At 36.4% G+C, this 6,260-nt stretch carries 2 protein-coding genes; both read left to right on the top strand.

Going from position 1 to position 6,260, the window contains the following annotated elements; all coding sequences use genetic code 11:
- The first annotated feature begins 56 nt into the window (after window positions 1–56).
- Entirely contained in the window at window positions 57–5,828 is a 5,772-nt protein-coding gene (locus HMPREF2846_RS13280; protein WP_218086531.1) for a phage tail tape measure protein, read from the top strand.
- Window positions 5,829–5,830: 2 nt separating this feature from the next.
- Window positions 5,831–6,260: phage tail domain-containing protein (locus HMPREF2846_RS13275; RefSeq protein WP_176745495.1), on the top strand; the 430-nt coding region annotated here is incomplete at its 3' end.

Below are 6,260 nucleotides of genomic sequence, written 5' to 3'. Positions count from 1 at the left end.
ATTTTATTTTGGACTGTATTTATGTCCCAGCCCCATTAAAGGCCTCTAATGCTGAATTGAAAAAAGCGCAAACTCAAAGAAGAAGAACAAATGATCAAAAAGAAAAAGCATATGAAAAGCTTAAGAAATTAAGACAAGCTGAAAGAGAATTGAAAGATTCTAATCAAGCAACAACTGCTCAACTAAAAAAAGCTTCTGAAGCAACAAAAAACCAAGTACAAAGACACTCAGAACTTGTGGCTAAATATAAAAAAGAAGACGAACAAATCAAAAAGTTAAAGAGTGAAAATGAGAAACTGAGCACGTCTAACCAAAAAATAAAAGATTCATACGAAAAGACGAATACAGAACTAAATCAAACTGAAAAAGAGCTCAAACAATTAAATGATACTATTCAAAATAATGAGAAGTATTTAGCAAATGCTGAAAAAGCAGTCAATAACGAGCGAGCTGCAGTTAATAATCTTCAAAAAAGTATTGATAAAACGAAGCAGGAAATGAAAGCCTTTAACAAGGAACAACTAATTGCAAATAGTCAATATACCAAAGCAGCTCAACATTTTGACAAAATGTCTGAACGCTATCAAAGATTTGGTAACGGAATGAGCGCATTCGGTCGAAACATGTCTATGTATGTGACTACACCAATTGTAGGAGCAATGGGTTATGCGAGTAAATTAGGTGTGGAATTTGATGACAGCATGCGAAAAGTACAAGCAATTTCAGGGGCTACTGGCCAAGATTTAGAAGCTTTAAAAGCTAAAGCAAGAGAAATGGGAGCTACCACAAAATTCAGTGCTTCAGATAGTGCAGAAGCATTAAATTATATGGCAATGAGTGGGTGGAAGTCTCAAGATATGATAAAAGGGTTACCTGGTATCATGGACTTAGCAGCTGCATCTGGTGAAGAATTAGGACAAGTGTCAGATATTGTGACTGATGGTTTAACAGCATTTGGTCTTAAAGCAAAAGATAGCGGACACTTTGCAGATGTTTTAGCTGCAGCGAGTGCTAATGCGAATACCAATGTTCAAATGATGGGTGAAGGATTTAAATATGCTGCACCTGTAGCTGGCGCATTGGGATACAGTATTGAAGATACATCTATAGCTATTGGTTTGATGAGTAATGCTGGGATTAAAGGCGAAAAAGCCGGTACAGCATTGCGTACAATGTTTACAAACTTAGCTAAACCTACAAAAGCAATGAAAAATCAAATGGACGAGTTAGGTATATCTATTACTGACAGTAACGGTAAAATGTTGCCGATGCGAGATGTTTTAGATCAATTACGCGATAGGTTCAGCGGTCTATCCAAGGACCAACAAGCAAGTGCTGCTGCAACAATCTTCGGCAAGGAAGCGATGAGTGGTGCACTCGCAGTTATTAACGCTTCGGAAGAGGATTACGCCAAATTGAGTAAAGCCATTGACAATAGTGAAGGTTCAGCCAAAAAAATGGCGAATACAATGGAAAAAGGTTTAGGCGGTAGTTTACGAGAACTGCGGTCAGCTTCTGAAGAATTGGCGATATCCCTTTTTGAATCTATACAACCTGCTCTATCCGGTATGGTTAGTGGTTTGAAACATGTAGTAGATTTTTTAAATAAGATGCCAAAAGGTGCTAAAGTTGCGATGGCAGGCGTTTTAGGACTGACAGCAGTTATAGGTCCTTTAACTTTAGGTATCGGTCTATTGTTAAGAACGGTCGGAAGTGCAGCAAAAGGATATGCAATGTTGAATCGTCAAATGGCTATAAACACGACAGAAGCAACATTGAATGGTATAGCAAATAAAGGGGCTGCCGCTTCTTTAGCAACTTCAGGGAAGACCATTAAAGGTACATCAGGCTTTTTCGGCATGTTCGGGAACGTGTTAACAAATACGACAGGTAAATTTGGCGGTTTAGGTAAAACTGCCTTGAAGAGTACTAAATTGATAGGCAGAGCAACAATTCCTTTAACAATACTTACGACTATCTTTGATGTGGCATATGAAAAGGTGGATTGGTTTAGAAAAGGCTTTGATGACATGGGTAAACTTGTTAACCAAGTCGGTGAAAGCATTGATTTTTCATGGATAGATAAGGCTAAAGATAAAATGAGCAGCTACTGGGATTATCTTAAAAATGATATGGCAAAAGGTTTGCAAGAAGGTTTATTGTTCAAAGGGATTAAAAAAGCTTTCGATGGTTTGGATGGGTTAGTATCTAAAGCCTCAGATACTACTGATGTTTTCTCAGAAAAAGTTTCAAAAGGAACTAAGAAAGCGCTGAAATCTTATATCAGCATGTCAGAGAATGCAAGAGTAAAACTTGAAGAAATACGTATCAACCATGAAACAATAGGTGAAAAGCAATACAATCAGATTAAAGAATTGTATGAAAACATAAATACGGAAATCGATAAACAGCTTGCTAAAAGACATAAAAACGAAATAGAAGGGTTAGAAAAGATATTTAGTGAAACTAATGGCCTTTCTAAGGAACAAGAAGCGAAAATATTAGAACAAACCAGACAAAGCAATAGTAAGGAAGCTGCAGAAGCTCACAAAATCAATCAACAAATACATGATATTACTGCCGCAGCATATGCTGAAAAACGTGAACTTACTAAAAGCGAACATGCAAAAATCGCTAAGTTACAAGATCAACTTGATAAAACTGTAGTTAAATCACTTTCTAAAGGAGAAGTAGAGCAAAAAGCTATTTTAGAAAGAATGAAGCAGAATAAAAGTAAACTTTCGATTGAAGCAGCTTCAAATGTTATTAAAGAAAGCGCCAAAGAAAGAGATAAAACGATTTCTGATGCTAAAAAGAAATATAAAGATACAGTAGCTGAAGCGATTAGACAACGTGATGAAACCGGCAATCTTTCGAAAGACGAAGCCGACAAAGTTATCAGAAACGCTAAGAAGCAATACGAAGAATCGAAAGACAAAGCTAAGAAACAACATAATGCTGTTGTAGGAGAAGCTAAGAAACAAAATAAAGGTGTAAGTTCTAATATTGATGAACAAACTGGTAATGTCAAAACAGGTTGGCAAAAAATGTTGGACACTGTCAAAAAGAAGAATGATGAAATTGTAAAAGATACTAATAAATGGAATAAAGTAGCTAATAAGATTACAGGTTCATCTAAAAAAGCACATGACGGTATGAATAAATGGTTTGGACAAGTTTATAATAGAGCGAAAAACTGGTTTGGAAAAACCAAGAAGGCTGCTGATAAAGATTGGAATTCGATTAGCAGTAAACTAGGTTCTGCTTCACGCAAAGGATACAACGCTGTTACTAAATGGTTTGGCCAATTACCAGGAAAAACTTCAAATTGGTTTAAATCTACTAAGAAATCAACTGATGATAATTGGAACAAAATAAGTAATAAAATAAGCAGCTCAACTAGAAAAGCTTACAACAGTGCGAAAAAATGGTTCGGAAGTACCTACAACAATGCTAAGAGTAATTTTAAAAACACTTTAAATACAACTAAAGATAGATTCGGTTCAATCGCTAGAAATGTAGAGAGTAAAACACACAGTGTTTATAACTCTGCTAAAAAATGGTTTGGTAGTACTTACAACAATGCGAAAAGTAATTTCAAGAACATGTGGAATAACGCTAAATCCAGATATCACGAAATTGCTAGTAAAGCCGAAGAAAAATCGAAAAGTGTTTATAATTCAGGAAAGAAATGGTTCGGCAATACGTATACAAATGCAAAAAGTAATTTCCAAAACATGAAAAATAAAGCTAAAGATAGATTCCATGAAATCGCAGGTCAAGCTGAAGAAAAAGCTAAAAAGACATACAATAGTTGGAAAAGCTGGCTTGATAAAACTTTAGGTTGGATTAAAAACATTAAGAAAGACTTTGGCAAGGCTGCGTCAGAACTAGGTAAATCGGTTGCTAATAAAGCGGTAGATGGCTTAAATGGTATGATTGGCGGTATCAACAAAATCTCAAAAGCTATTACTGACAAGACTTTAATAAAACCAATTCCAAAGCTTTCAACAGGTACTTATGATGGTTCATCATTAGCTACTGATAAAAACGGCGGTGTATTATCACCTACCATGGCACTTGTAAATGATAAAGGACCGGGTAATGGTAGCGGTTCAAATGGGCACCAAGAATTAATTCAACGTGCTGATGGTTCATTACATGCGCCTCAAGGTAAAGATGTAGTTGTTCAGTTAAATAAAGGTGATGGTGTTATTAATGGTGCTACTACCCAATATATGAAGCGTATGGGTATGATACCTAAGTTTTCACAAGGTACTATTCCAAGGTTTTCAAGAGGTTCTAAAAATAAACTAGATGAACTTTTAGAATACGGAAAAGAAAAATTGGGTGAAGTTGCAAAAGGTTTAGGCTCAACAACGAATACAGTCAGAAAAACGACCAAAAAATCTGCAAACAAAGTTAAAGTAGAAGCACATCAAATCACAGGAGCGATAACTGAAAAAATAAAAGATGGTGCCGGATGGCTTGGTGAAAAAATCGGTGATGTTTGGGATTATATGGATAATCCAGGTAAGTTGGTTGCTAAAGTAATGGACAGTTTAGGCATCACATTTGGTAAAGGGGCTAATGCCACTGTAGAAATGGCCAAAGGTGCTTATTCCATACTTAAAAAGAAACTCGTAGATAAAGTTAAATCATGGTTCGAAGAATTTGGGGGTGCTGATGGTTCGGTATTTAGTGGATGGAGAGTTATGCAACCATTCTCAGCTCCTCCAAAACCGCCTAATCCTAACTATCCATTTAATGGCGGCGTCCATTATGGAGTCGACTATGATATACCTGAAAATACACCAGTGCGTACACCAATGGGTGGTCGTATACGTAATTGGTTTGATAATGGCGGAGGCGGTAATACAGTAACTGTCTCTAAAAATGGAACTTATTTATGGTTTATGCATTTAAATAAGCAATTGAGGAAAAACGGCGAGACAGTTAAAGCAGGTGACTTGATTGCTAAGTCTGGTAATACCGGTTCAATGACTAACTACCGTCATTTGCATTTCCAAGTTATGAAAGGCTCGGAATCAAATAGCGCAGCAATCGATCCAGAACCTTGGTTAGCAAAGAATGGAGCAGGTGCAGGTGCGCCAGGAGGAAGTGGATACAATAATGCACGAAAAGCTATCTTAAAAGCTCAATCTATTCTGGGCGGGCGATATCGTGCCGGATGGATTACTAATGAGATGTTACGTGTAGCACAGCGTGAATCCAATTATACGTCCAACGCTATAAATAACTGGGATAGCAACGCACGTGCAGGTACACCTTCAAAGGGTATGTTCCAAATGATTGACCCGTCGTTTAGAGCTTATGCAAAAGCCGGATTCAGCAATCCATTGAATCCTACGCATCAAGCCATATCAGCAATGCGTTATATTGTCGGTAAATGGGTTCCTATTATGGGTTCATGGCGTGCTGCATTTAAGCGTGCTGGAGATTATGCTTATGAAAATGGTGGGTTATCTACAACGCATAAACTAGCACAAATCAGTGAAGGTAATAAGGCAGAAATGGTAGTACCGCTTACTAAACGTACAAGAGCAATTCAATTGATTGAACAAGCGATGCGCTATATAGGTATGGAAACAGGAAGTACTAACGTTACTGTTAATAATGATAATTCAACAATCGAAAAGATATTAAGTCAACTTGTGAGAGTAAGTGATTATAACAATAAGCTTACTCAAACGATTATTAAGTTGTTAAGCAACTCAAAACAAGGTTCACCTAAAGATGCAGCGAATATCATTTCTCAAATTTTAGGAGAAGATATGAGGATGGCTAGCTTTAATCAAGGAGGTTAATGATGATAGACGGCAGATGGTTAAAAATTATTGATGAAAATGGAACAAAGGATATTAATGAGTATATAAATAACTTTATTTTTCTTGATGCTAAAGCCTCTTACCCTGTATCAGTCGAAGACAGTATAACTATGAAAGGAGTAGATGGTGAGCTACCAGGTGTAGCTTCATTTGCTCCTTTTAATTTAGTGGTTAAGTTTGGTTTTGATGGTATCGATGAAATAGATATTAATTTAATGGAACAAAAACTTAGAAGTATATTTTACAAAAGAACACCTTATTATATCGTAACGTCTGACAATCCAGGTATAAAGTATAAAGTTAATAATCCAGACATGAACCCAGACTATGCAGATTTTTCGACAACTCGGTTTGAAATGACTTTTAGTGTCAAAGATGGTTATTCAGAATCATTAAAAGACACAAGTCAAT

This window comes from Staphylococcus sp. HMSC056G08, from assembly GCF_001812305.1.
GTDB classification, from domain to species: Bacteria; Bacillota; Bacilli; order Staphylococcales; family Staphylococcaceae; genus Staphylococcus; species Staphylococcus simulans.
This window is presented reverse-complemented; position numbering and strand designations above follow the sequence as displayed.